Source organism: Nocardia miyunensis NBRC 108239 (genome assembly GCF_001613065.1).
GTDB classification, from domain to species: Bacteria; Actinomycetota; Actinomycetes; order Mycobacteriales; family Mycobacteriaceae; genus Nocardia; species Nocardia miyunensis.
This window is the reverse complement of sequence record NZ_BDBQ01000001.1, coordinates 304,809-325,249: the sequence shown is the minus strand read 5'-3', so window position 1 is coordinate 325,249 and position 20,441 is coordinate 304,809. Positions and strand designations below refer to the sequence as shown.

Below are 20,441 nucleotides of genomic sequence, written 5' to 3'. Positions count from 1 at the left end.
TCCGCTGTGCACAAGAAAGCTGTAACCTATCACTAGGTTAACCTAGTGATTATTGAGAATGGTCGAGGAGGCGTGGTGGAGGGATCGACGACGGGACCGCTGGAGGGACCGGCCGCACCGGACGGTTGGCGCGAGCGCTTGACCGCCCTGCTCGAGGCCTACGCCAAGCGTCCGCGGCCGAAAACCCCGAAGGAACGCGCCGAGGCCGCGCGCGCCTGGCAGTCGGAGATGGTCGACGCCGGGGTCGCCGCGCCGGGCTGGCCCAGCGCGGTCGGCGGTCTCGAGCTCGGTCTCGAGGACCAGCTCGACTACTACCGGATGACCAGCGCCGCAGGCGTGCCCAAGCATCCGAACCCGATCGCCTTCATCGTCGCGTCCACCCTGATCGTCTACGGCACCGAGGTGCAGAAGAAGCGCTTCCTCGAGCCACTGCTGCGCGCGGACGAGCGCTGGTGCCAGGGCTTCTCCGAACCCGGTGCGGGCAGTGACTTGGCCTCGCTGTCCACCAAGGCCGTGCGCGACGGCGACACGTATCGCGTCACCGGTCAGAAGATCTGGACAACTCAGGCGGCCGAGGCCGATTGGATGTTCGCGCTCGTGCGTACGGGTCCTGCAGGCCGGGGGACGGCGGGCATCAGCTATCTGCTGATCCCGATGAACTCGCCCGGTATCGACGTCCGCCCGCTCCGCGACGCGGCCGGCGGTCACCACTTCGCCGAAATCTTCTTCGACGATGTCGTGGTGCCCGTGGAGAATCTGGTCGGGGAGGAGGGCAGCGGCTGGTCGGTGATGCGGACCTCCCTGGGCCACGAGCGCGCGACCGCATTCCTGGCCGACGAGTTCCGCTATCGCGGCCTGGTGGACAAGGTGTTCGCCCTCGCGATCGACCAGGGTTACGCGGACAACTCGCTGATCCGCCAGGAACTCGCCTACGTCGAGACCGGTGTGCGCGCTATCGCCGCGAACAGCGCGCGCGCGCTCGATGCCGTTCTGCGCCAACAGGATCCGGGCGGCGTCGCATCGGTGAACCGGCTGGTCAAATCGGAGTTCGAACAACAATTGCACCGGCTCGCGCAGCGGCTGACCGGATCGGGCGCTGCGCTGAGCAACCGGTCGGAGGGCGCCGTCGACGGCGGGCGCTGGACGTACGGCTATCTCATGACCCGGGCCTCGACCATCGGCGCGGGCACCGCGGAAATCCAGCGCAACGCCATCGCCGAGCAGGTTCTGGGCCTGCCGTCGCATCGTGGTGAGGGCACCCGCCCCGCCGCGGTCGCACCGGGCCGCCCGCTCACCGCGCCCGAGGAGGACGAGGCCGCGCTGCGCGAGGTGCTGCACAAGGCCCTGGCATCGCACACCGGCACCGAACAGCTGCTGTCCTGGGCGACCAAGCCCGCGGACTACGACATCGGACTCTGGGACGAGTTGATCAGGTTCGGCCTGCCCGGTCTCGCCCTTCCCGAGGACCTCGGGGGCGCCGGCGCGAGCCTTCGCCTGCTCGCGGCCGCGGTCGAGGAGGTCGGCTACGCCCTCGCGCCGGTGCCCTTGGTCCCGACGCTCATCGCGCTCGAGGTGCTGCGGCAGGCCGGTGCCGTCGAGGCCGTGCGCGCGGTGTGCGACGGTGCCACCGCCGCGTTCGTCGTCCCCGTCGACGACGGTGGCTGGGTCGTCGACGATCGCTTGCCGACGTTGGACGGGACTCGCCTGTCGGGTTCGGTCGAGCGGGTGCCCGGTGCGCCGGTCGCCGACCAACTGGTGGTGCTGGCCCGCGAAAACGCCACCGGCGAACTCGTTCTGGGCACGGTGAAACCCATCGAGGCCGAGATCGACCCCCAGGAATCGGTGGACGTCACCGCAACCATCGGCACGGTTGTGCTGGACGGTGTCGAGCCGGAGATCATCGCCCGCGGAGCGGAGGTGACCCGAATTCTCGATGCCGCCAGGCGAGTGGCCCAGGTAGCGCTTGCGGCGGATTCGGTGGGCGTCGCCAACCGAGCCCTGGCACTCGCGGTCGACTGGGCCGGGCAGCGCGAGCAGTTCGGCCACCTGATCGGCTCGTACCAGGCCATTTCGCATCGCTGTGCCGACATGCTGGTCCGAGCGGAGGGTTCGCGCGCACAGGTACTGTCCGCCGCCGAATTCGGACCCGACGATGCCGAAGCGCGGCTGTCCGCGGATATCGCGGCCGCGGCCGCACTCGACGCCGCGGTGTGGGTGGCCGAGAACTGCATCCAGATCCACGGCGGTATCGGGTTCACCTGGGAGCATCCCGCGCACCTCCTGCTGCGCCGCGCCACCGCCAACCAGGTGGCGCTCGGCCGCCCCGAGAACCTGCGCGATCGCGCCGCCGGTGCGGTGCTGGCCCGACTGTCCTGATTCGACCCGGCAAGGAGATCTCGTGACCTCGATCGATGCGGGCGTGGCCCTGCTTCGGGTGTGCCTGGGACTGACCATGGCCGCCCACGGCTACGGAAAGCTGTTCCGCGGCGGGCGAATTCCCGGCACCGCGAGATGGTTCGACAGCATCGGCATGCGTCCGGGCACGGTGCAGGCGTGGCTTGCCGCGGGCACCGAGGTGGGTGCCGGAATCCTGTTCGCGCTCGGCCTGCTCACTCCGTTCGCGGCCGCCGCTTTCGTCTCGCTGATGGCGGTTGCCGCGTGGACGGTGCACCGCGCGCACGGTTTCTTCATCGCCGCAAACGGCTGGGAGTACAACTTCATCCTCGCGATCGGCGCGGTATCGGTCGCGGTCGGCGGCGCCGGGCGGATCAGCCTGGACCGGGCATTGTTCGGGCAGAACATCTTCGACGGCTGGGCCGGGCTGGTGATTTCGGTGGTGCTGGGTCTCGCGGCGGCCGCGGCACTGCTGGGCGCGTGCTACCGCCCCGTGCGCGAACCGGACATTGCGAACCAGCCGACCTGACCGGTTTCGTCCGAAAGGAAGCAGATGGAAGCGACGGCGGAATCACCTTCGACCGATCACGACCGGTTGGTGCGTCTGCGTGACGTGGGCGGCGGTGTCGCGCGGACCGCCGAGGACGCCGTCCGATCACGGACGCGTTCCTCCGAGCGCCTGCCGAGGCGATCGCCGGGGTCGCCAATGCCCCGCGAGGCGCGCAACGATGGCTGACGGATCGTGGCGCCGACAAGGCCGACGTGGTGCTCTGGCGTGTACTCACTTCGAGCACGAGAGCATTCATCAGTCCAGGGACGCTCAGCACATGCCGCGCGCATTCGTCCGGTAATCGCGCGTCCGTTCGGAAGGGACGATGAATATGGAATTCGACCACCTGGGGCGCAGTGGCGTCACCGTCTCACGCCTGTGCCTCGGCGCGATGTCGTTCGGTGCTCTGGGCAATGCCGATCACGACGATTGTCGCGAGATCATAGATCGCGCACTGGATGCCGGCATCAACTTCATCGACACCGCCGATGTGTACTCGCGGGGGGAGTCGGAGGAGATCGTCGGTAAGGCGATCGCCGGGCGGCGCGACGATGTGGTGGTCGCGACCAAATTCTTCAATCCCATGAGCCGCGACCCCAATCATCGCGGGGCGTCGCGGCGGTGGATCGTACGGGCCTGCGAGGACAGTCTGCGCCGCCTGGGCACCGACTACATCGACCTGTACCAGGTGCATCGCCTCGACGAGGCCACCGATCTGGACGAAACCCTCGGCGCGCTGTCGGATCTGGTGCGCGCGGGTAAGGTGCGTGTGGTCGGTACCTCGACGTTTCCCGCGGAGGCGATCGTCGAGGCGCAGTGGGTTGCCACCGATCGCGGTCATATCAAGCCCCGCTGTGAGCAGCCGCCCTACTCGATCTTCGTTCGAGGGGCCGAGCGGGACGTATTTCCGACCTGTCAGCGGTACGGCATGGGCACGATCGTCTGGAGCCCGTTGAACGGCGGCTGGCTCACCGGAAAGTACCGCAGCGACAACACACCTGACGATGCGTCGCGGTTCAGCCGCCTCGGTCGCGGATCCTGGCGGATCGACTCCGAAGGCGCGCGGCGCAAATTCGCGGCAGTGGAACGGCTCGCCGAGATCGCCGCCGAGGCGGGCACGGACCTGATCACCCTGGCGCTCGGGTTCACGCTGGCACACCCCGCCGTGACCTCGACGATCATCGGCCCGCGCACGATGGATCAGCTGGAAAGCCAATTGCGCGTGGTGGGCACCGTATTGACCGATGAGGTGCTCGATCTCATCGACGAGGTGGTCGCCCCGGGTGTGACCATCGCGCGCGCCGACCTCGCCTACGAGCCGCGAGCGTTGCGGCACAAGCACTTGCGCAGGTCCTCCCGAACGATCGGAGCGAATCCATGACGACCACCGAGAGCCCGGGCCGTGACCGGGAGGCGTTGCGCGCCAAGTGGTATCGCGAGGGCTGGTATTCCGACCGCACGTTGCTCGACGCGTTCGAGGAGGGTGCGCGGAAGCATGCGAGCACCACAGTGGTATTCGCCGGTGCCGAGACGGTGATCGACACCTCGGTGGGCGAGATCCATCGTGAGGCGCGGCGAATCGCCGCGGCGTTGCAGGGCATGGGCGTCGGGCCCGGCGAGGCGGTGGTGGTGCAATTGCCCAGCCGGTTCGAATGCGCGGTGGCTTACCAGGCGGTGCTGCTCGCCGGTGCGACGCTGGTCCCGGTCGTGCACATCTACGGCACGGCCGAGCTGTCGTTCATTCTCGGGGAGTCCGCGGCGAAGGTCCTGATCATGCCCGAGCGGATTCGGTCCACTCGCTACACGGATCGGATCGCGCAGCTGTCCGCGATTCCCACCCTCGAACAGATCGTGGTGGTCGGTGGCGAGCACCACGCGGGGGTGACTACCTGGTCGCAGCTCGACCGCGACGGCGAGTATCACAGGCCGCGGGTGCGCTCCGATGACGTGTGCCTGCTCGTCTATACCTCCGGGACCACTTCGGCACCGAAAGGTGTTCAGCACAGCCATAATTCGGTGCTCGCGGAGCAGCGCACGATGCCGCACCTGCAGGATACGAGTCCGGGGGCGGTGCATCTCGTCTCGTTTCCGCCCGGTCACATCGCCGGTGTGGGCGGCATGTTGCGTCCGATCCTGCACGGCACCGACACCGTCTACCTGGAGAACTGGGACCCCCGCGTCGCGGTCGAACTGATCGGCCGGTACCGGGTCACCTCCACGGTGGGTACCCCGTTCCATCTCACCGGGATCCTCGACGTCCAGGACCGGGACGAGAAACTGGCCAGCCTGCGGGAAATGATGCTGGGCGCGGCAACGGTTCCCGATGAGTTGGGCAGACGCGCTGCGGCGGCCGGTATCACGACCTACCGGTGCTATGGCGCGAGCGAGCATCCGACCATCACCGTCTGCGATATCGGCGACCCGCAAGAGGCGCGCATTCATACCGATGGTGCCCCGCTGCCGGGCGTGCAGGTCCGTGTGCTGGACCCGCAGGGCCGGGACGTGCCGGTCGGTGTCGACGGCGAGATCGTCACCCGTGGGCCCGACCAGTTCGTCGGTTACCGCGACTCCTCGCTCGAGGAGGCCGCGTTCACCGAGGACGGCTGGTTGCGCACCGGAGATCTGGGCCATTTCGACGCCGACGGCCGGATCTCGATCACCGACCGGATCAAGGACGTCATCATCCGCGCGGGTGAGACGATCTCCTCCGGCCAGATCGAGGAGGTGCTGTGCACTCACCCGGCCGTCGCCGAGGGTGTGGTGGTCGCCGCGCCGGACGAGCGCTACGGCGAGGTCGCCGCGGCGGTCGTCGTGCTGACGCCCGGTGCCGAACTCGATCTGGACCGGCTGCGAGGGCATTTCGCCGCCTCCGGTCTGGCCAAACAGAAGACGCCGGAAAAGCTGGCGATCGTGGACGAATTGCCGCGAACCGCGGTGGGCAAGATCCGCAAGAGCGATCTGCGGACGACATACTTCGGCAAGGTGGAGAACGCATGATCAACTGGAACTCGCTCAGGATCCCGGTGATGGCGGCGCCGATGTTCATCGTCTCCAATCTCGACCTGATCATCGCGGCCTGCCGGGCCGGGGTCATCGGTGCCTTCCCCTCGGCCAATCCGCGCCGCCCGGAAACCCTGGACACGTGGCTGCACGCGATCCGCGAGGCGGAGCAACGGACGGTGGATTCCGGCGGCGATTTCGCGCCGTTCTGTGTGAACCTGCTGGCCTCCGCTGCGGCGGACAAACAGGCACGGGACCACGCGCTGGCCACGCTGCGCAAACATCGCGCACCGCTGATCCTGACCAACATGGGTGACCCGCGCGAGGTCGTCGAGACGGCGCACGAGTGGGGCGGCATGGTTTTCCACGACGTGACGACCATCCGGCACGCGGAAAAGGCGATCGAGGCCGGTGTCGACGGGCTAATGCTGGTGTGCGCGGGTGCGGGCGGGCATGCGGGAACGCTGTCGCCGTTCGCGTTCCTCCCGAAGGTGCGCGGCATGTTCGACGGCCGGATCATGCTGGCCGGCGGTATCGCCGACGGTAACGGCATCGCCGCGGCCCTGGCGCTGGGCGCCGACATCGTCGTGATGGGCACCCGCTTCATCGCGACGGCCGAGTCGGGCACCGTCGAGGATCACAAGCAGATGCTGGTCACCTCCAAGAGTGAGGACGTCTTGTTCACCGACGCGATCGCCGGTCTGCCGGCCAGTTTCCTCGAGCCCTCGATCGTCCGCGCCGGTCTCGACCCGCGGAATCTGCCGCGCCCGACCGGCAGACACCGCCCGAACCTGCCCGAGGGAATCAAACCGTGGAAATCGGTGTGGAGCGCCGGTCACTCGACCGCCTTGATCACCGATGTGCCGAGTGTGCAGGCGGTCGTGGACCGGCTCGCGGCCGAACTCGCCGCCGCGCGGGTGCCCGGGGATTGGCGAAAGGCGCTGTCGGACAAGGGCTGAACGAGCTCCAAGCCGTATTCGACAGGAGGGGGCCGAACTCGACGAGAAGGAATGGGATGCGGTGTGAATCTCACGGAATTGGCCGCCCGGTACGAGGACAAGCCCGCGATCGTCATGGGCGCCGGCGGTGAGACGCTGACCTATCGCGAACTCGAAGAACGGTCGAATCGAATCGCGCACCTGTTCCGGTCCCGTGGGCTGCGTCCCGGCGACCGTATCGCGATCCTGATGCGCAATCAGCTCGAGGTCTTCCCGGTCGTGTGGGCCGCACAGCGGTCCGGCCTGCTCCACACGCCGGTCAACTGGCACCTGAGCGCCGAGGAGGCGGCCTATATCGTCGCGAACTGCGGTGCGCGCCTGCTGATCCACTCGGCATCGCTGACCGATCTCGCCGAGGCGGCCGAGGCGGCAGCTCCGCAGCTGCGATGGCGACTGGTGGTCGGTGGCAGCGCCGCCGGGGCCGAACGTGTCGAGGAAGCGATCGCGGATCTGCCGAGCACACCCATCCGGGACGAGTCCGAGGGCTATTACATGCTGTACTCGTCCGGAACCACCGGACGCCCCAAGGGAATTCTCCCCACGCTGACCGGGCAACCGTTCGGCGTCGGACTCGGCATCGACCACCTGATGGGCACCGCATTCGGTTTCGGACCCGACTCGGTCTACCTGAGCCCCGGACCGCTCTACCACGCCGCGCCCCTGGGCTGGACCTTCGGCACGGTGCGCAACGGCGGCACCGCGATCGTGATGGAGAAATTCGACGCCGAACAAACCCTCCGGCTGATCGACCGGTTCCGGGTGACCCACGCACAGTTCGTGCCCACGATGTTCGTGCGAATGCTCAAGCTGCCCAGCGATATTCGCGAGCGCTACGATGTCTCCAGTATCCACCTGGTCGTGCACGCCGCGGCACCGTGCCCGGTGGAGGTCAAAGAGCGCATGATCGAGTGGTTCGGGCCCAAGCTGACCGAGTTCTACTCCGGCAGTGAGGGAACCGGTTTCTTCATGATCGACACACCCGAGTGGCTGACCCACCGAGGATCGGTCGGCAAGGCCGTACAAGGCGTCGTGCACATCTGCGACGACGACGGCAACGAGCTCGCGCCCGGCGAGGTGGGCACCGTCTGGTTCGGTGATATCCGGCGATTCGAATATCTCGGGGACCCGGCCAAGACCGCGGAGGCGTTCAACGACAAGGGCTGGAACACCCTCGGCGACCTCGGTCATGTCGACCGGGACGGCTACCTGTACCTGTCGGCCCGCCGCTCGGATCTGATTCTTTCCGGCGGCGTGAACATCTACCCACAGGAGATCGAGGACGCCCTCACCCTGCACCCCGCGGTACTCGACGTGGCGGTGATCGGACTACCCGACGACGAGATGGGTCAGCGGGTACACGCTGTGGTCCAGCCCGCGCCCGATGTGACGCCGGGCCCGGACCTCGCGCGGGAGTTGATCGACTACTGCCGCGACAGGCTCGCGCACTACAAGGCACCCCGGTCGGTCAGTTTCGGTGAGGTGCCCCGGTTGCCCAGCGGAAAGATCCTGCGCCGTCAACTGCTGGCCGATTACGTCGACCCGCGGCGGCCTCACTCGGCCGGAAACCCTTCTCGCCCATGATGGCCGGGAGCCGATCGATTCAGGGTCGGTTCTCCGCTCCGCATCTCGCCCGGATCTGATTGCCGTGAAAGCCGTTGTCACCCATACAATATGCTCGAGTGAGATCGAATTCCTTGCCGCGTTACCGGCGGGTCCGGTGAGTAGGTCGTAGCCGACGAAGGTGAACAGGGCTGGTGCGCGATTGCGGCGGTGTCGGTGAAGCGGTGCTCGGACTCCGAGCGGCACCTCGGGGTCGGCGACCCGCACCTGCTCGAAACCGCGTATGAACCAGTCGCAAATCTGTGGCCGTGACCGCGCTCCGCCGGGCCGGTTGCGGAACATCCTGCGGCTCCGGCATTTTCGAGCCGAGCAGCGCCGGGCACTGTACCGTGCCCGGCGCTGCTCGGCTCGAACTCGGAGATTCTCAGTGCGGTGCCATGCGGATCGCGCCGTCCAGGCGGATGGTCTCGCCGTTGAGCATCGGGTTGGCGACGATGTGCGCGGCGAGAGCGCCGTACTCGGAGGGATCGCCGAGCCGGGACGGGTGCGGGACCTGGGCGCCGAGCGACTTCTGCGCCTCATCGGGCAGCGTGCCCAGCAGTGGTGTCTTGAACAGTCCCGGCGCGATGGTGTTCACGCGAATCAGCAACGATGCGAGGTCGCGCGCGATGGGCAACGTCATTCCCACCACGCCACCCTTGGACGCGGAATAGGCGGCCTGGCCGATCTGGCCCTCGAAGGCGGCGACCGAGGCGGTGTTGATGATGACGCCACGTTCCCCGTCGACCGGTTCGGTCTTGGCGATGCGTTCGGCGGCCAGGCGCAACACGTTGAACGTACCGATCAGGTTGACAGTGACGACCTTGGTGAAGGCGTCGAGTGGGAAGGGGCCCTTCTTGCCGACAGTCCTGAGCGCATTGCCGATCCCGGCGCAGTTGACCGCAATCCGCAGCGGCCCAAGTGATTCGGCGACGTCGAGGGCCTGCGATACCGCGCTCTCGTCGGTGACATCGGCAGCGGCGAAGCGCACCCGCTCGCCGAGCTCCTTGACGACGGCCTCACCGTTGGAAGAGGGGAGGTCGATGATGACGACGTACGCGCCCTCGGCGAGCAGCGCCTTGGTCGTGGCCAAACCGAGGCCGGAGGCGCCGCCGGTGACGACGGCCACGCTGTCGTTGATCTGCATTCGAATGTCCTTTCACAGCGGCGATCTCCTCGCCCACTATTGCAACATAGTTCACTATGTAATCTACCTGATGTTGTCGGGGCTTTGTGCGGCACGGACAGTTGCGGCAGCCGGTGGATCGGTGAAGTGAGCGGCCGGAATTCGCATCGGTGTGGGGCCCGCTACCAGAGTCGTGAACCACTACTTCCGGTGATTCGTCGTCACGGCGCTGATCGCCGGGAAGACCGATGCCCGTTTTCCGGCCGGGATTTCCGCGGGAACTCAGGAAGAAAGCACGTCCAGCGCGTTCTGATATGTGGCGACCGGACGGCCGACGGCGACGCCGCCGATCATGTCGAGCCGACGACCTCGGCTCGCATTTCACACTGAGTCGTTTCGAGATCCCAACTGGGAGAAGAGGTTCGATAGGAGCATTCGCGGCGACCTGCGTACGGTAGCCGCGAATGGCGCGGGCATGTTGACACTCGCTGCGCCACAGACCGTCCACCATCGCTATAGAGGGCGACGAGCCGGCGCTCGGCGGTCCCTCGGATCGCGCAGTTGACGTCGCGGAGCCGGATCGTCTCGGAATCAGGCATTGAGTTAATAGTCAGATCTTTTTACTATATGTTGAGACTGTGCCGCTCGCCACGGCCTGGTGAAAGGATTCCTCTGATGCTGGTCGATCCCGCTGCTTCGCCTCTGAGTAACACTGATAATTTTGCGGTGGAAGGGGTTTGGGACCTCGTCCGTGAGCGCGCGGAAAGGTCGGCGCGGCAGCCGATGTTGGTCGATGAACATGGCACCACACTCACTTTCGGCGACTTCCGGTTACGCGCCGAGCGGGTCGCGGCCGCCCTGCATGCCGAGGGAATCGGTCCGGGATCGCGGGTGGCCTGGCAGCTGCCGACGCGAATCAGCACGCTCTTGGTGATGGCCGCACTGGCCCGCCTCGGGGCGTTGCAGGCGCCGATCATCCCGATCTATCGGGAACGCGAAACCGGGGTGGCGGTGGCCGCCGCCGAGGCCGACACGATGCTGATACCGGGAGTCTGGCGTGGTACCGACTACCGAGCGATGGCTGAAGGATTGCCGGGGAGCCGGCGCGTGCTGACCATCGGGATGGTCGCACCCGAGTTGGCGGACGTGGCGGCCCTGCCTCCGGAACCTGTCGTCTCGGAAGATATCCGGTGGGTCTACTTCACATCGGGATCTTCCGGGCAGCCCAAAGGGGCCTGTCACGGCGACAGCTCGTTGCTGGCCGCGGCGCGCGGGTTCACGCAGCGGGGCGGGCTGGTACCGGACGAATTCGGCGGGATCCCGTTCCCGGTCGCGCATATCGGTGGCGCGATCTATCTGCTGTCGGTGTTACTGGTCGGGTTCCCCGCCGTTGTGGTCGAGGCGTTCGACCCGGCCGCCACCTCGGAGCTGTTCCGCCGACATGGGGTGACATTCACCGGTGGCAGCACCGTGTTCTACACCGCGCTGCTCAACGAGCAGCGCAAGCTGGCCCCGGGTGAGCGGCTGCTGCCGAGCCTGCGTCTGCTCAAGGGCGGCGGGGCGCCGTGTCCGCCGAGCGTTTATCACGCGGTGCGCGCCGAATTGCATGCGACGGTCGCGCACGATTACGGCGCGACCGAGGTGCCGATGATCTGTGTAGCATCCCCGGACGACACCGACGAGCAGCTGGCACAGACCGAGGGCCGCCCGATTCCCGGTCTCATGCTGCGGGTCGTCGCCGACGACCAGGAGCTGCCGGTCGGTCGGGACGGGGAAATTCAGGTCAAGGGCGCGTCGGTATTTCGCGGTTACACGGATCCGGCGCTGACCGCGTCGGCGTTCACTGCCGATGGCTGGTTCCGTACCGGCGACCTGGGGCACCTGCGTGCGGACGGGTATGTCGAGGTGACCGGCCGCCTGAAGGACATGATCATTCGCAAGGGCGAGAACATCGGCCCCGTCGAGGTGGAGGCACTGCTCGCCGAACATCCGGCCGTGGCGGAGGTGGCGGTGATCGGCCTGCCCGACGCGGAACGCGGTGAACTGGTGTGTGCGGTGATCACCGTCCGTCCGAATACGGCGACGCCCACCCTGAGCGATATCGCCGCACGGCTGCGAGAGGCGGGCCTCATGCCGCAGAAACTGCCCGAGCGCCTCGAGATCGTGGCGGAGCTGCCCAAGACCGGACTGGGAAAGCTGGACAAGCAGTCCCTGCGCCGGACGTTCTCCGGAGCCTGATTCGGACGCGCCCGCCGCGAGTGTCGGCGGGCGCGTCCGGCGATCATTCCGGCGTGACCCGGATCAGCCCTTCCTGAACGACGGTTGCCGCTAATTCGCCGGTGCGGCGGAAGATCGAACCACGGCAGACCGCGCGCGCCGACCCGGCCCAGATGCCTTCCTGTTCGTACCACAGCCAGTCGTCAGCGGGGCATGCCGAATGGAACCAGACGCTGTGGTTGATGGTGGCGAACTGTATGTCCGGATCCTGCAGCGTCTTGCGATGGGGGCCGAGAGATGTCGAGAGCAGCAGCGCATCGGACAGATACCCCAGGACAGCGGCATGCACCGAGCTGTCCCTGGGGAGCGGGCGGACCGGGCGGACCCAGAATTTCTGGTGCGGATCCACGGCAACGCCGCGCTCGGCGGATATCCGGATGGGGGCGTCGGGGAATCGGAATTCCAGCATGGTGGTCTGCTCCAGAGCCGAAAGCCATGAGCTGCTGCGAGATTTGCCCACCGTGCGTGCGCCCGGCTCGATATCTTCCGGGCGGGGCGCGGACAATGTCGTAAATTGATGTGCCAGACCGTGTTCGGGCTGGTGGAATGACGCGATGCCGGTGAAGATGATCCGGTCGTGCTGGGTGGCGGTGATCAACCGGGTGGTCACCGACGCGCCGTCGTGCAGCGGATCGACGCGATAGGTGACGGGTGAGTCGCTGTATCCAGGGCGCAGAAATGTGGTTTGCAGGGCGTGGATCGGGCGGCGGTCGGTCACTGTTGCACGGGCGGCGAGTAGGGTCTGTCCGATCGTGACGCCGCCGAAGATGCGCGGTGCCGAGGTGGTCCTGGCGGGGCCGAGGAATTCGGATCCGCTGACCCGGTGGATGCTCAGAACGTCGGCCAGGGAGACCGGATCGGCCGTCTGTGTCGCCATACTCATGGCGGAACCTCTTCTCTCGGTAGCAAGTTCGCGCGGTCCTCGCCAGATCACATTTTCCGCTTAACTATCTAACTATATACAGTGGAGTGGGGGCGTTGCCGATCAGGGCGGGATGTCATCCGTCGCGGCTCGTGGCGGCCGTGGGTCCGGCTTGTTCGCGGGGGCGGGCCGCGGTGGGGGACGATGGCATATGTCCGAGATGGAAGAATGGGAGCTCGATACTGTCCTCGTAGGGAGGAGATGCGATGTCGGCGCCGGCCAGGATGGGTCGTCCGGTGAATGCGGACGGGGAGCAGACACGCCTCCGGATCATGACCGCGGCGATGGATCACATCGCGGAGGTCGGCTATGCCAAGGCGACCATGAAATCGATCGCCGAACAGGCGGGGCTGACCAGTGCGGCGATCTACCACTACTTCCCGTCCAAGGTGGACCTGGTCACCGCGACGCTGAACGCGCGCATCGACGAGGTGATGGGCCGCTTGGCGCGGGCGGTCGAGTTTCCCGGGACGCTGCGCGAGCATTTCGTCGCACTGCTGGACGAGGCGATCGCCTGCGTGCGTGACTATCCGTCGGTGGCCAGGTTCGATGCCACCGTCTACCTGGAGTCCGCGCGCTATCCGGATCTGGGTGCCGCGGTGGCGCGCCGGGAGCGCGCGGAGAACGAGCTGTACTCGCAGCTGGTCGCCGAGGCGGTGCGGGCCCACGAGGTGGCGCCCGGTATCGATCCCCGGTCCGTGGTGGACATGCTGACGTCGCTGACCTGGGGGTTGGCTCACCTCTCGGCGACCGCCACCGCCGAACGGCATCGAGCGGCGGTGGGCGCGACCGAAGCGCTGCTGGCCGGAGTCCTGCTGATCGAACGCAATGATTAAACGAATTTAGGTAATTTTGCCGGAATCGTTGACGTGACCGGGGCCACATCCATAAAGTAACTCATCAATTAGTTACTTACGTCGCAGCCCTGTCACAAGGAGGTGGCTGGCCATGACCATCCACACCGAACGCCGGATCGAGCAGCCGAGCACCGGAGTCCCGTTCGCAATCACCGATTCCTCCAAAGTTCCTGCGGGAAGGTATTTTTCGCCGGAGTTCGCGCAGCTCGAGAAGGAGAAGCTCTGGCCGCACGTCTGGCAGATGGCGTGCCGTCTGGACGAGATTCCGCGCCCTGGAGACTTCACCGAGTACAAGATCAACGATCAGTCGATCATGGTGGTGCGCCAGGCCGACAATACGGTCAAGGCATATTTCAATGCGTGCCGCCATCGTGCCACCGCCCTGGCCACCGACACCGGAACCTTCCACGGCGGCCAGATCGTCTGTCCCTACCACGGCTGGCGCTGGAACCTGGACGGTTCCAACTCCTACGTCTTCGCCGAACGCGGTTTCGCCCCCCATTGTGTCGAGCGAGACTCGTTGCGGCTGAGCGAATGTCAGGTCGGCGAGCTGTTCGGGATGGTGTGGATCAACATGGATCCCGAGGCCCCGCCGCTATCGGAGGCGATGGGTGAGATCGCCGAGGTGATGGCCCCGATCGGCTTCGAGCGGATGCAGGTGCGGTGGTGGCGGCATCTGATCCTGCCGGGGAATTGGAAGGTCGCCCAGGAGGCGTTCCTGGAGGCATACCACGTGATGCAGGCGCATCCGTCGCTGGCCATGGGAGCTGCCGACGACGACTTCAACCTCGATGCCTTCGGTGGCACGTTCGAGTGTTTCAAGGGTGGCCACGCGCATATGTTGCCGCTGTCCGGCGAGGTTCCGGTCGAGGGGATGACCGTGGCCGATTACTTCATCCAGTTCAACAACGCGCTGTACTTCGGCACCGACGCCTACGCCACCGAGCGGGAGATGTTCATCCAGCAGGGTCTGCTGGAACGTGGCATCGATCCCGAACAGTTCCCGTTGGCCTTCTTCGGCGCGCTCTACGAATACGCGCAGGGCGCCGGCATCCCCTTGCCGCCGCCGCCGACCAACACCAGCGGCTATGGCCATATCTTCCCGAACATCACCGTGTTGCCGGCCTACGGGAACTCGATCATGTACCGGGTGCGCCCCAATGGCGACGATCCCGAATCGTGCATCTTCGAGGTGTGGGCGCTGCAGATTCCGGCGGCCGGTGAAGATAGCGAGGATCGGCCCGAACTCGAGGGGCCGATTCCGGTCGAGGACTGGCCCCAGATCTTCAAAGAGGATTTCGCCAACATCACCGCTCAGCAGAAAGGGCTCAAGACCCAGGGCCTCGACGATCTGGTGCTGTCCGAACGGTACGAGGCCATGATCGTCAACAGCCACCAGACCATCGACCAGTTTCTGGCGCGGTGATCCGAGGTGGCAGTCGTGCGGGTGGATCCCGCCGGGTTCGACCTGGCCGTTCGTGACGGTGAGACCGTCTTCGAGGCGGCGCTGCGGGTCCAGGCCCGCTGGCCGACGATCTGCTTCGGTCAGGCGCGCTGCACCGCGTGTGCGGTGCGCGTGCTCGACGGGCACGAGAACCTAGGCCCGATCCTGGACGAGGAGCGAAATATATTGCGGCAGCTCACAAATCGCCGCAGGGGTTGGTCGATGCGGGATACCCGGCTCGCGTGCCGGCTGACGGTGACCGGTGACATCACGGTGGAAAAGCGGGCGGCGCGGCCGCCGTCGGCGGAGTCGGCAGAGATATCCGACAGTGAGGAGCAGGTGCGGTGAGCGAGCGGGAACCGGAGACCCGGCCGGAACAGGTCTACGACGTCGTCATCGTGGGATTCGGTGGCGCCGGTGCGTGTGCGGCGATCGCGGCCGCGGATGCCGGCGCCTCGGTGCTGGTATTGGACAGGTTCTACGGCGGCGGATCGACGACGCATTCCGGCGGCGTCGTCTACGCCGGAGGTGGGACCGCCACCCAGCGGGAGGCGGGAGTCACCGACTCCGGCGAGGACATGTTCGGCTATCTCGCCCGGGAGGTCGGTGACGCGGTCGGCACCGAGACGCTGCGCCGGTTCGTGGACGGCAGTCCCGCGATGATCGAGTGGCTCACCGCGCAGGGCCTGCCGTTCGAGGGCAGCCTGTGCCCGTACAAGACGTCCTACCCGACCAATCGCCACTTTCTGTACTACTCGGGCAACGAACAGGTTCCGAAGTACGCGGAGAATGTCGCCCCGGCCGCGCGCGGGCACCGGGTCCGGGCGAAGAATTTCAGCGGGGCCGCATTCTACGCCACGCTGCGAGATGCCGCGCTGGGCAAGGGCGTCGAGTTCCGGCCGCTGGCCGAGGTACGCGAGCTGATCGTGGCCGACGGTGCGGTGGTGGGCGTCGAATTCGACGCCCCGGCCCCCGGTGTCTTCGGGCGCCGGCACAAGGTCCGCACCGAGATCGCCGCCAAGGCAGAGGTGTGGCATCCGCCGCTGGGCGACCGCTTGATGGCGAAAGTCGTTTCGGCCCAGCGCAAGCGGAGCGCTCGGCACAGGGTCCTGGCCCGCGGCGGGGTGGTGCTGTCCACCGGCGGCTTCGGGCAGAACAAGGAGTTGGTACGACGCCACGCGCCCGCCTGGACCGAAGTGTCGCCGCTGGCCGCCGGCGGTGACGACGGCGCGGCTCTGCGGCTGGGTGCGCAGGTGGACGCCGCCACCAGCCACCTGCACAAGATGTCTGGCTGGAAGTTCATCTCGCCTCCGTCGGGATTTCTCGAAGGGGTCGCGGTCGGTCTGTCGGGCGACCGTTTCGCCAACGAACAGCTCTACGGCGCGACCATGTCCGAGCCGCTGATCGAGCGGCAGGGCGGGCGCGGATTCCTGATTCTGGATGCGGCCGGGTGGCGCAAGGCCCGGCGGCAGGCGCGTTCGCAGTGCGCGTTCTTCCAGGTCCCGCAGAGCCTCTACATCTTCAGCCCGTTCGGTCATCGCCGGGCCGCCACCGTGGCGGGGCTGGCCTCGGCGTGTGGTATTGATCCGGCCGGTCTCGAGGCGACCATCGCGCAGTACAACCAGGACATCACCGCAGGGCAGCCAGACCGGTTCGGTAAGGCGGACCCGTATCGCCGGGTGTTGGACCGCGGGCCGTACTTCGCTGTGAATCTGGCGCCGCAGGTCAGCCCCGCCTACCCGTTCCCGTTCATCACCCTCGGCGGTTTGGCGGTGGATGAGGACACCGGGGCGGTGCGCCGGGCGAGCGGCGGTATCGTGCCCGGCCTCTATGCCGCCGGACGCGCGGCGGTCGGAATCTGCAGCAACAGTTACGTTTCCGGGCTGTCGTTGGCCGATGCGGTCTTCTCCGGCCGCCGTGCGGGTGAGCATGCGGCCGGGTCAGGTCGCGACGTCGAAATTCTCGAATCGAAGAATCAGGAGATCAGGTGAGTTCATCGACCCCCGCGCCAAGCCCCGAGGCGCAACTGGACATCTTCGCGACGGCAACGCGAATCGCGTTGTCGGACGAGAAATATCGCTCATACATGTTGAGCGGCAAGATCGGCGGCATGTACTACTCGCCGCGCGGACAGGAGTTCGTCGCGGCTTCGGTCGCGGCGCATCTACGGCGCGACGACTACGTGGTGACCACTTATCGCGGACTACACGACCAGGTCGCCAAGGGGGTGCCGCTGCGAGATCTATGGGCCGAATACCTCGGAAAGGCCGCCGGAACCTGCGGCGGTAAGGGCGGACCGATGCATGTGACCGCGCCGGAGTACGGGCTGATGGTCACCACCGGTGTCGTCGGCGCCGGCCTGCCGATCGCGAACGGACTGGGCCTGTCCGCGCAGATGCGCGGCACCGATCAGGTGACCGTGGTGAACTTCGGTGACGGCGCGTCCAATATCGGCGCCTTCCACGAGGCGCTCAACCTGGCGTCGGTGTGGCGGCTGCCGGTCGTATTCGTCTGTCAGAACAACAAATACGCCGAGTACACGCCACTGCGCGAGGGCACCTCGGTGGAGAGCATCGCCACCAGGGCAGCCGGTTATTCGATGCCCGGTGTCACTGTGGACGGGAACGATCCCATTGCGATGTACCAGGTCGCGGGCGACGCGATCGGCCGGGCTCGCCGCGGTGCGGGGCCGACGTTGCTGGAGGCCATGACCTTTCGCTTCCACGGCCATGTCATGGGCGATCAGCAGGGGTACATGCCCAAGGAGGAACTCGCGGCGGCGATGGCGAACGATCCGCTGCCGCGCTTCCGGGCTCAACTGATCGAGTCGGGCGCGGCCACGGTCGAGCAGATCGAGGCCGTCGAGGCGGCGGCGGCCGCCGAGGTTGCCGATGCCGCCGAGTTCGCGTTCGACGCTCCACTGCCGGATCCGGCTGAACTCACCACCGATGTGTATGCGGAAGGAGCGGCGGCATGACCATCGCAGAACAGCCTGTGCAGACCCGGACCCTGGGCTTCGTCCAGGCGATCAACGAGGCACTGGATATCGCGCTGGAGACCGACGAGCGGGTTTTCGCCCTCGGCGAGGATATCCAGGAGCCCGGCGGCGGCGGTTTCGGTGTGTTCAAAGGCCTGGGTAAAAAGTATGGGACACAACGGATTCGGCATACCCCGATCTCCGAGCAGGCGATCATGGGGGCCGCGATCGGCGCGGCCATCTCCGGACTGCGGCCCGTCCCGGAGATCATGCTGATGAACTTCACCCACGTCTGCATGGATCAGCTGGTCAACCATGCCGCCAAGTTGCGCTACATGTCCGGTGGCCGTACCCCGGTGCCGATCACCGTACGCACCGCCACCGGGGCCGGCGGTGGATTCGGGGCACAGCATTCGGACATGCTCGAGGCTCAGCTGGTGCATGCCGCCGGGCTCAAGGTCGTGGTGCCGAGTAATCCGGCCGATGCGAAAGGCCTGTTGCTGTCGTCGATTTTCGACGACGACCCGGTGGTCTTCGTGGAGATGTTCGGGCTCTACTTCGCCTCGCGTGGTGAGGTTCCGGTGGGGGATTATCGAGTTCCCTTGGGTAAGGCCAATATTGCGCGCGCCGGATCGGACGTCACCATTCTGACCTACGGTCGCCAGGTGGTGGATTGTCTGGCCGTCGCCGAGCAGCTGGCCGGGGAGGGGATCGATGTCGAGGTGGTCGATCTGCGGACGTTGCAGCCATTGGACACCGAGACCGTACTCGCCTCGGTGGCCAAGACCAAGCGCGCGGTCGTCGTGCACGAAGCGGTGCGGCGCAATGGATTCGGCGCGGAACTCGCCGCGACCATTCACGCGGAGTTGTTCGGTGAGCTGGCCGGTCCGGTGGCACGCGTGACAGCGCCGAACACGCCGGTGCCGTACGCCAAATCGCTGGAACAGGCCTACATTCCGGGCCCGCCGCAGATCGAGGCGGCAGTACGCGGACTGCTGTGAGCCCCGATCATCCGATTCATCGCGAGAGGAGACGCCTTCCGTGGCGCACGAACTATTGATACCCCAGCTCGGTGTGACGATGACCGAGGGAACGATCACGGAGTGGTTGGTCGAGGACGGCGAAGCCGTACAGGAGGGAGACGTCCTGTACACCCTGGCCACCGATAAGACCGAGACAGATATCGAGTCGCCCGCCGCTGGAACGCTGATCATCGTCGGCGAGGTCGAGGTGGAGTACCCGGTCGGAACGGTTGTCGGCCGGATCGAATAGGCATCTCGGACCGCGCGGCACGGTGATCTCGTTGCCGCCAGGCGCCTCGGTCCCGCGCGGCACGGTGATCCCACTGCCGGGCGGGACCGCCGCCGCCCAGGGGGTTCTCCTGGGTAAAAGTACTTGAAATATATTGTGCAACAGCTAGTTCGGACATAATCGCTGAATCGGAAGGAACTGCCGTGGCCCGAGGAATCCTGTACGTCGAGACGCGGCCCAGTGCCCCGCAGCGCACGGCGGAATACCACACCTGGTATGACGAGACTCATCTGCGCGAGGTGGTGGCGATGGACGGGTTCGTCTCGGCCCGCCGGCTCGAGCCGATCACCGATGACGGCCCCTTCGTCGCACTGTACGAGATCGAGGCAGACAATCTGCAGGCGGTGGCCGACCGGCTGTTCGCCGCCGCGGTGGGAGGTGCCCTGCACATGTCCGACGCCCTGTGTACCGATCCGGCACCCGTCGTCCGTCTGCTGCGTACGATCACCGTCCACGAATCCGAGTCCGGTCCCGGTCGGCTTTCCCCGGCCGATTCGGGCAGAGCCCCGCACTGATCCGGTCCGGCTCCGGTCGCACCCCCACAGCTGCGGGGTGTGCGACCGGATGGGTTCGCGCCTGACCCCTTTCCACGCCGGAGTACCGAGAGTGTACGGATGATGTTGCGGCAGCTGGACTATCGCTCTGCGGCCGCATCGCGACGCAACGGCGTGGCGACGGGTGGACCAGGCCGACCGGATATCGTGCGGATATTCTGGCCCCACCGCGCAGCGGCGCCAGCTTGTCAATGCGCTCGCGGGCGCCGGCGACGCAATTCCACCAGTCGGCATGCTCGCCAACCAGTGGCATCGTCAGTGTCGGCCCGGCACATTCACCGGCGGAGCTCCGGGCCCGTAGAGATGGTCCATGACCCAGAAGGAATCGAAACCCGTGCGTTCGGCCGCGCGGGCGGTGGCGATCCCGGCGTCCGGGGTGGTGTTGAGCTGCGGGACGAGAATCCCGAATTGTGGAGTTCGCGGGTGCATCGG

The 20,441-nt window shown here is 66.7% G+C and carries 18 protein-coding genes; 15 read left to right on the top strand and 3 right to left on the bottom strand.

Annotated features, from left to right (window positions below; translation table 11 throughout):
• The first annotated feature begins 72 nt into the window (after positions 1-72).
• From NM2_RS01475 to NM2_RS01445, 6 genes are all read left to right on the top strand, one after another.
• Positions 73-2,376, top strand: coding sequence for an acyl-CoA dehydrogenase family protein (locus NM2_RS01475; protein WP_439956821.1), 2,304 nt, complete (start codon positions 73-75; stop codon positions 2,374-2,376).
• A gap of 22 nt (positions 2,377-2,398) precedes the next feature.
• Positions 2,399-2,923, top strand: a complete 525-nt coding sequence (locus NM2_RS01470; protein WP_040831107.1) for a DoxX family protein — start codon at positions 2,399-2,401, stop codon at positions 2,921-2,923.
• A 352-nt stretch (positions 2,924-3,275) separates the two neighbouring features.
• Complete coding sequence (locus NM2_RS01460; protein ID WP_067663264.1) at positions 3,276-4,325, top strand: aldo/keto reductase; 1,050 nt, start codon at positions 3,276-3,278, stop codon at positions 4,323-4,325.
• Entirely contained in the window at positions 4,322-5,941 is a 1,620-nt protein-coding gene (locus NM2_RS01455) for a class I adenylate-forming enzyme family protein (protein WP_067662739.1), read from the top strand. The genes NM2_RS01460 and NM2_RS01455 overlap by 4 nt, the downstream gene beginning before the upstream one ends.
• The gene (locus NM2_RS01450; protein WP_067662736.1) at positions 5,938-6,903 is read left to right on the top strand and encodes an NAD(P)H-dependent flavin oxidoreductase; all 966 of its coding nucleotides are present in this window, start codon (positions 5,938-5,940) and stop codon (positions 6,901-6,903) included. The genes NM2_RS01455 and NM2_RS01450 overlap by 4 nt, the downstream gene beginning before the upstream one ends.
• Before the next feature lie 114 nt (positions 6,904-7,017).
• A complete protein-coding gene (locus NM2_RS01445) occupies positions 7,018-8,523 on the top strand; it encodes an acyl-CoA synthetase (RefSeq protein ID WP_439956825.1) in 1,506 nt (501 codons plus the stop codon).
• Between the two features lie 403 nt (positions 8,524-8,926).
• On the opposite strand, the gene NM2_RS01440 is transcribed toward NM2_RS01445, so the two are convergent.
• Complete coding sequence (locus NM2_RS01440; RefSeq protein ID WP_067662730.1) at positions 8,927-9,688, bottom strand: 3-hydroxyacyl-CoA dehydrogenase; 762 nt, start codon at positions 9,686-9,688, stop codon at positions 8,927-8,929.
• A gap of 705 nt (positions 9,689-10,393) precedes the next feature.
• Here NM2_RS01440 and NM2_RS01435 point away from each other — a divergent pair.
• The gene (locus NM2_RS01435; protein ID WP_245717780.1) at positions 10,394-11,905 is read left to right on the top strand and encodes a class I adenylate-forming enzyme family protein; all 1,512 of its coding nucleotides are present in this window, start codon (positions 10,394-10,396) and stop codon (positions 11,903-11,905) included.
• Positions 11,906-11,948: 43 nt separating this feature from the next.
• Here NM2_RS01435 and NM2_RS01430 read toward each other — a convergent pair whose 3' ends face one another.
• Complete coding sequence (locus tag NM2_RS01430) at positions 11,949-12,827, bottom strand: acyl-CoA thioesterase (RefSeq protein ID WP_067662724.1); 879 nt, start codon at positions 12,825-12,827, stop codon at positions 11,949-11,951.
• A gap of 245 nt (positions 12,828-13,072) precedes the next feature.
• On the opposite strand from NM2_RS01430, the gene NM2_RS01425 reads away from it, so the two are divergent.
• From NM2_RS01425 to NM2_RS01390, 8 genes are all read left to right on the top strand, one after another.
• Entirely contained in the window at positions 13,073-13,702 is a 630-nt protein-coding gene (locus NM2_RS01425) for a TetR/AcrR family transcriptional regulator (RefSeq protein ID WP_067662720.1), read from the top strand.
• A gap of 112 nt (positions 13,703-13,814) precedes the next feature.
• The gene (locus NM2_RS01420; protein ID WP_067662717.1) at positions 13,815-15,149 is read left to right on the top strand and encodes an aromatic ring-hydroxylating oxygenase subunit alpha; all 1,335 of its coding nucleotides are present in this window, start codon (positions 13,815-13,817) and stop codon (positions 15,147-15,149) included.
• A gap of 15 nt (positions 15,150-15,164) precedes the next feature.
• Positions 15,165-15,515, top strand: a complete 351-nt coding sequence (locus NM2_RS01415) for a 2Fe-2S iron-sulfur cluster-binding protein (RefSeq protein ID WP_218025820.1) — start codon at positions 15,165-15,167, stop codon at positions 15,513-15,515.
• Entirely contained in the window at positions 15,512-17,158 is a 1,647-nt protein-coding gene (locus tag NM2_RS01410) for an FAD-binding protein (RefSeq protein WP_067662711.1), read from the top strand. Before NM2_RS01415 ends, NM2_RS01410 begins: the two co-directional genes overlap by 4 nt.
• Positions 17,155-18,144 carry a thiamine pyrophosphate-dependent dehydrogenase E1 component subunit alpha gene (locus NM2_RS01405; RefSeq protein WP_067662708.1) on the top strand — a complete coding sequence of 330 codons (990 nt, stop codon included), beginning with the start codon at positions 17,155-17,157 and terminating at the stop codon, positions 18,142-18,144. Before NM2_RS01410 ends, NM2_RS01405 begins: the two co-directional genes overlap by 4 nt.
• Positions 18,145-18,146: 2 nt before the next feature.
• On the top strand, positions 18,147-19,145 hold the full coding sequence (locus NM2_RS01400; RefSeq protein WP_439956411.1) for an alpha-ketoacid dehydrogenase subunit beta: 999 nt from the start codon (positions 18,147-18,149) through the stop codon (positions 19,143-19,145).
• 40 nt (positions 19,146-19,185) lie between these two features.
• Positions 19,186-19,416 carry a biotin/lipoyl-containing protein gene (locus NM2_RS01395; RefSeq protein WP_067662702.1) on the top strand — a complete coding sequence of 77 codons (231 nt, stop codon included), beginning with the start codon at positions 19,186-19,188 and terminating at the stop codon, positions 19,414-19,416.
• Positions 19,417-19,598: 182 nt separating this feature from the next.
• Positions 19,599-19,970 carry a hypothetical protein gene (locus NM2_RS01390; RefSeq protein ID WP_067662699.1) on the top strand — a complete coding sequence of 124 codons (372 nt, stop codon included), beginning with the start codon at positions 19,599-19,601 and terminating at the stop codon, positions 19,968-19,970.
• Positions 19,971-20,264: 294 nt separating this feature from the next.
• Here NM2_RS01390 and NM2_RS51255 read toward each other — a convergent pair whose 3' ends face one another.
• On the bottom strand, positions 20,265-20,438 hold the full coding sequence (locus NM2_RS51255) for an LLM class flavin-dependent oxidoreductase (protein WP_245717779.1): 174 nt from the start codon (positions 20,436-20,438) through the stop codon (positions 20,265-20,267).
• Positions 20,439-20,441: the final 3 nt, after the last annotated feature.

Bases quoted from the DNA above. Each gene is read 5' to 3' on its own strand.
- NM2_RS01445 (WP_439956825.1), top strand. From the start codon at position 7,018: ATGGGCGCCGGCGGTGAGACGCTGACCTATCGCGAACTCGAAGAACGG.
- NM2_RS51255 (WP_245717779.1), bottom strand. From the start codon at position 20,438: ATGCACCCGCGAACTCCACAATTCGGGATTCTCGTCCCGCAGCTCAAC.
- NM2_RS01450 (WP_067662736.1), top strand. From the start codon at position 5,938: ATGATCAACTGGAACTCGCTCAGGATCCCGGTGATGGCGGCGCCGATG.
- NM2_RS01455 (WP_067662739.1), top strand. From the start codon at position 4,322: ATGACGACCACCGAGAGCCCGGGCCGTGACCGGGAGGCGTTGCGCGCC.
- NM2_RS01430 (WP_067662724.1), bottom strand. From the start codon at position 12,827: ATGAGTATGGCGACACAGACGGCCGATCCGGTCTCCCTGGCCGACGTT.
- NM2_RS01460 (WP_067663264.1), top strand. From the start codon at position 3,276: ATGGAATTCGACCACCTGGGGCGCAGTGGCGTCACCGTCTCACGCCTG.
- NM2_RS01420 (WP_067662717.1), top strand. From the start codon at position 13,815: ATGACCATCCACACCGAACGCCGGATCGAGCAGCCGAGCACCGGAGTC.
- NM2_RS01440 (WP_067662730.1), bottom strand. From the start codon at position 9,688: ATGCAGATCAACGACAGCGTGGCCGTCGTCACCGGCGGCGCCTCCGGC.
- NM2_RS01425 (WP_067662720.1), top strand. From the start codon at position 13,073: ATGTCGGCGCCGGCCAGGATGGGTCGTCCGGTGAATGCGGACGGGGAG.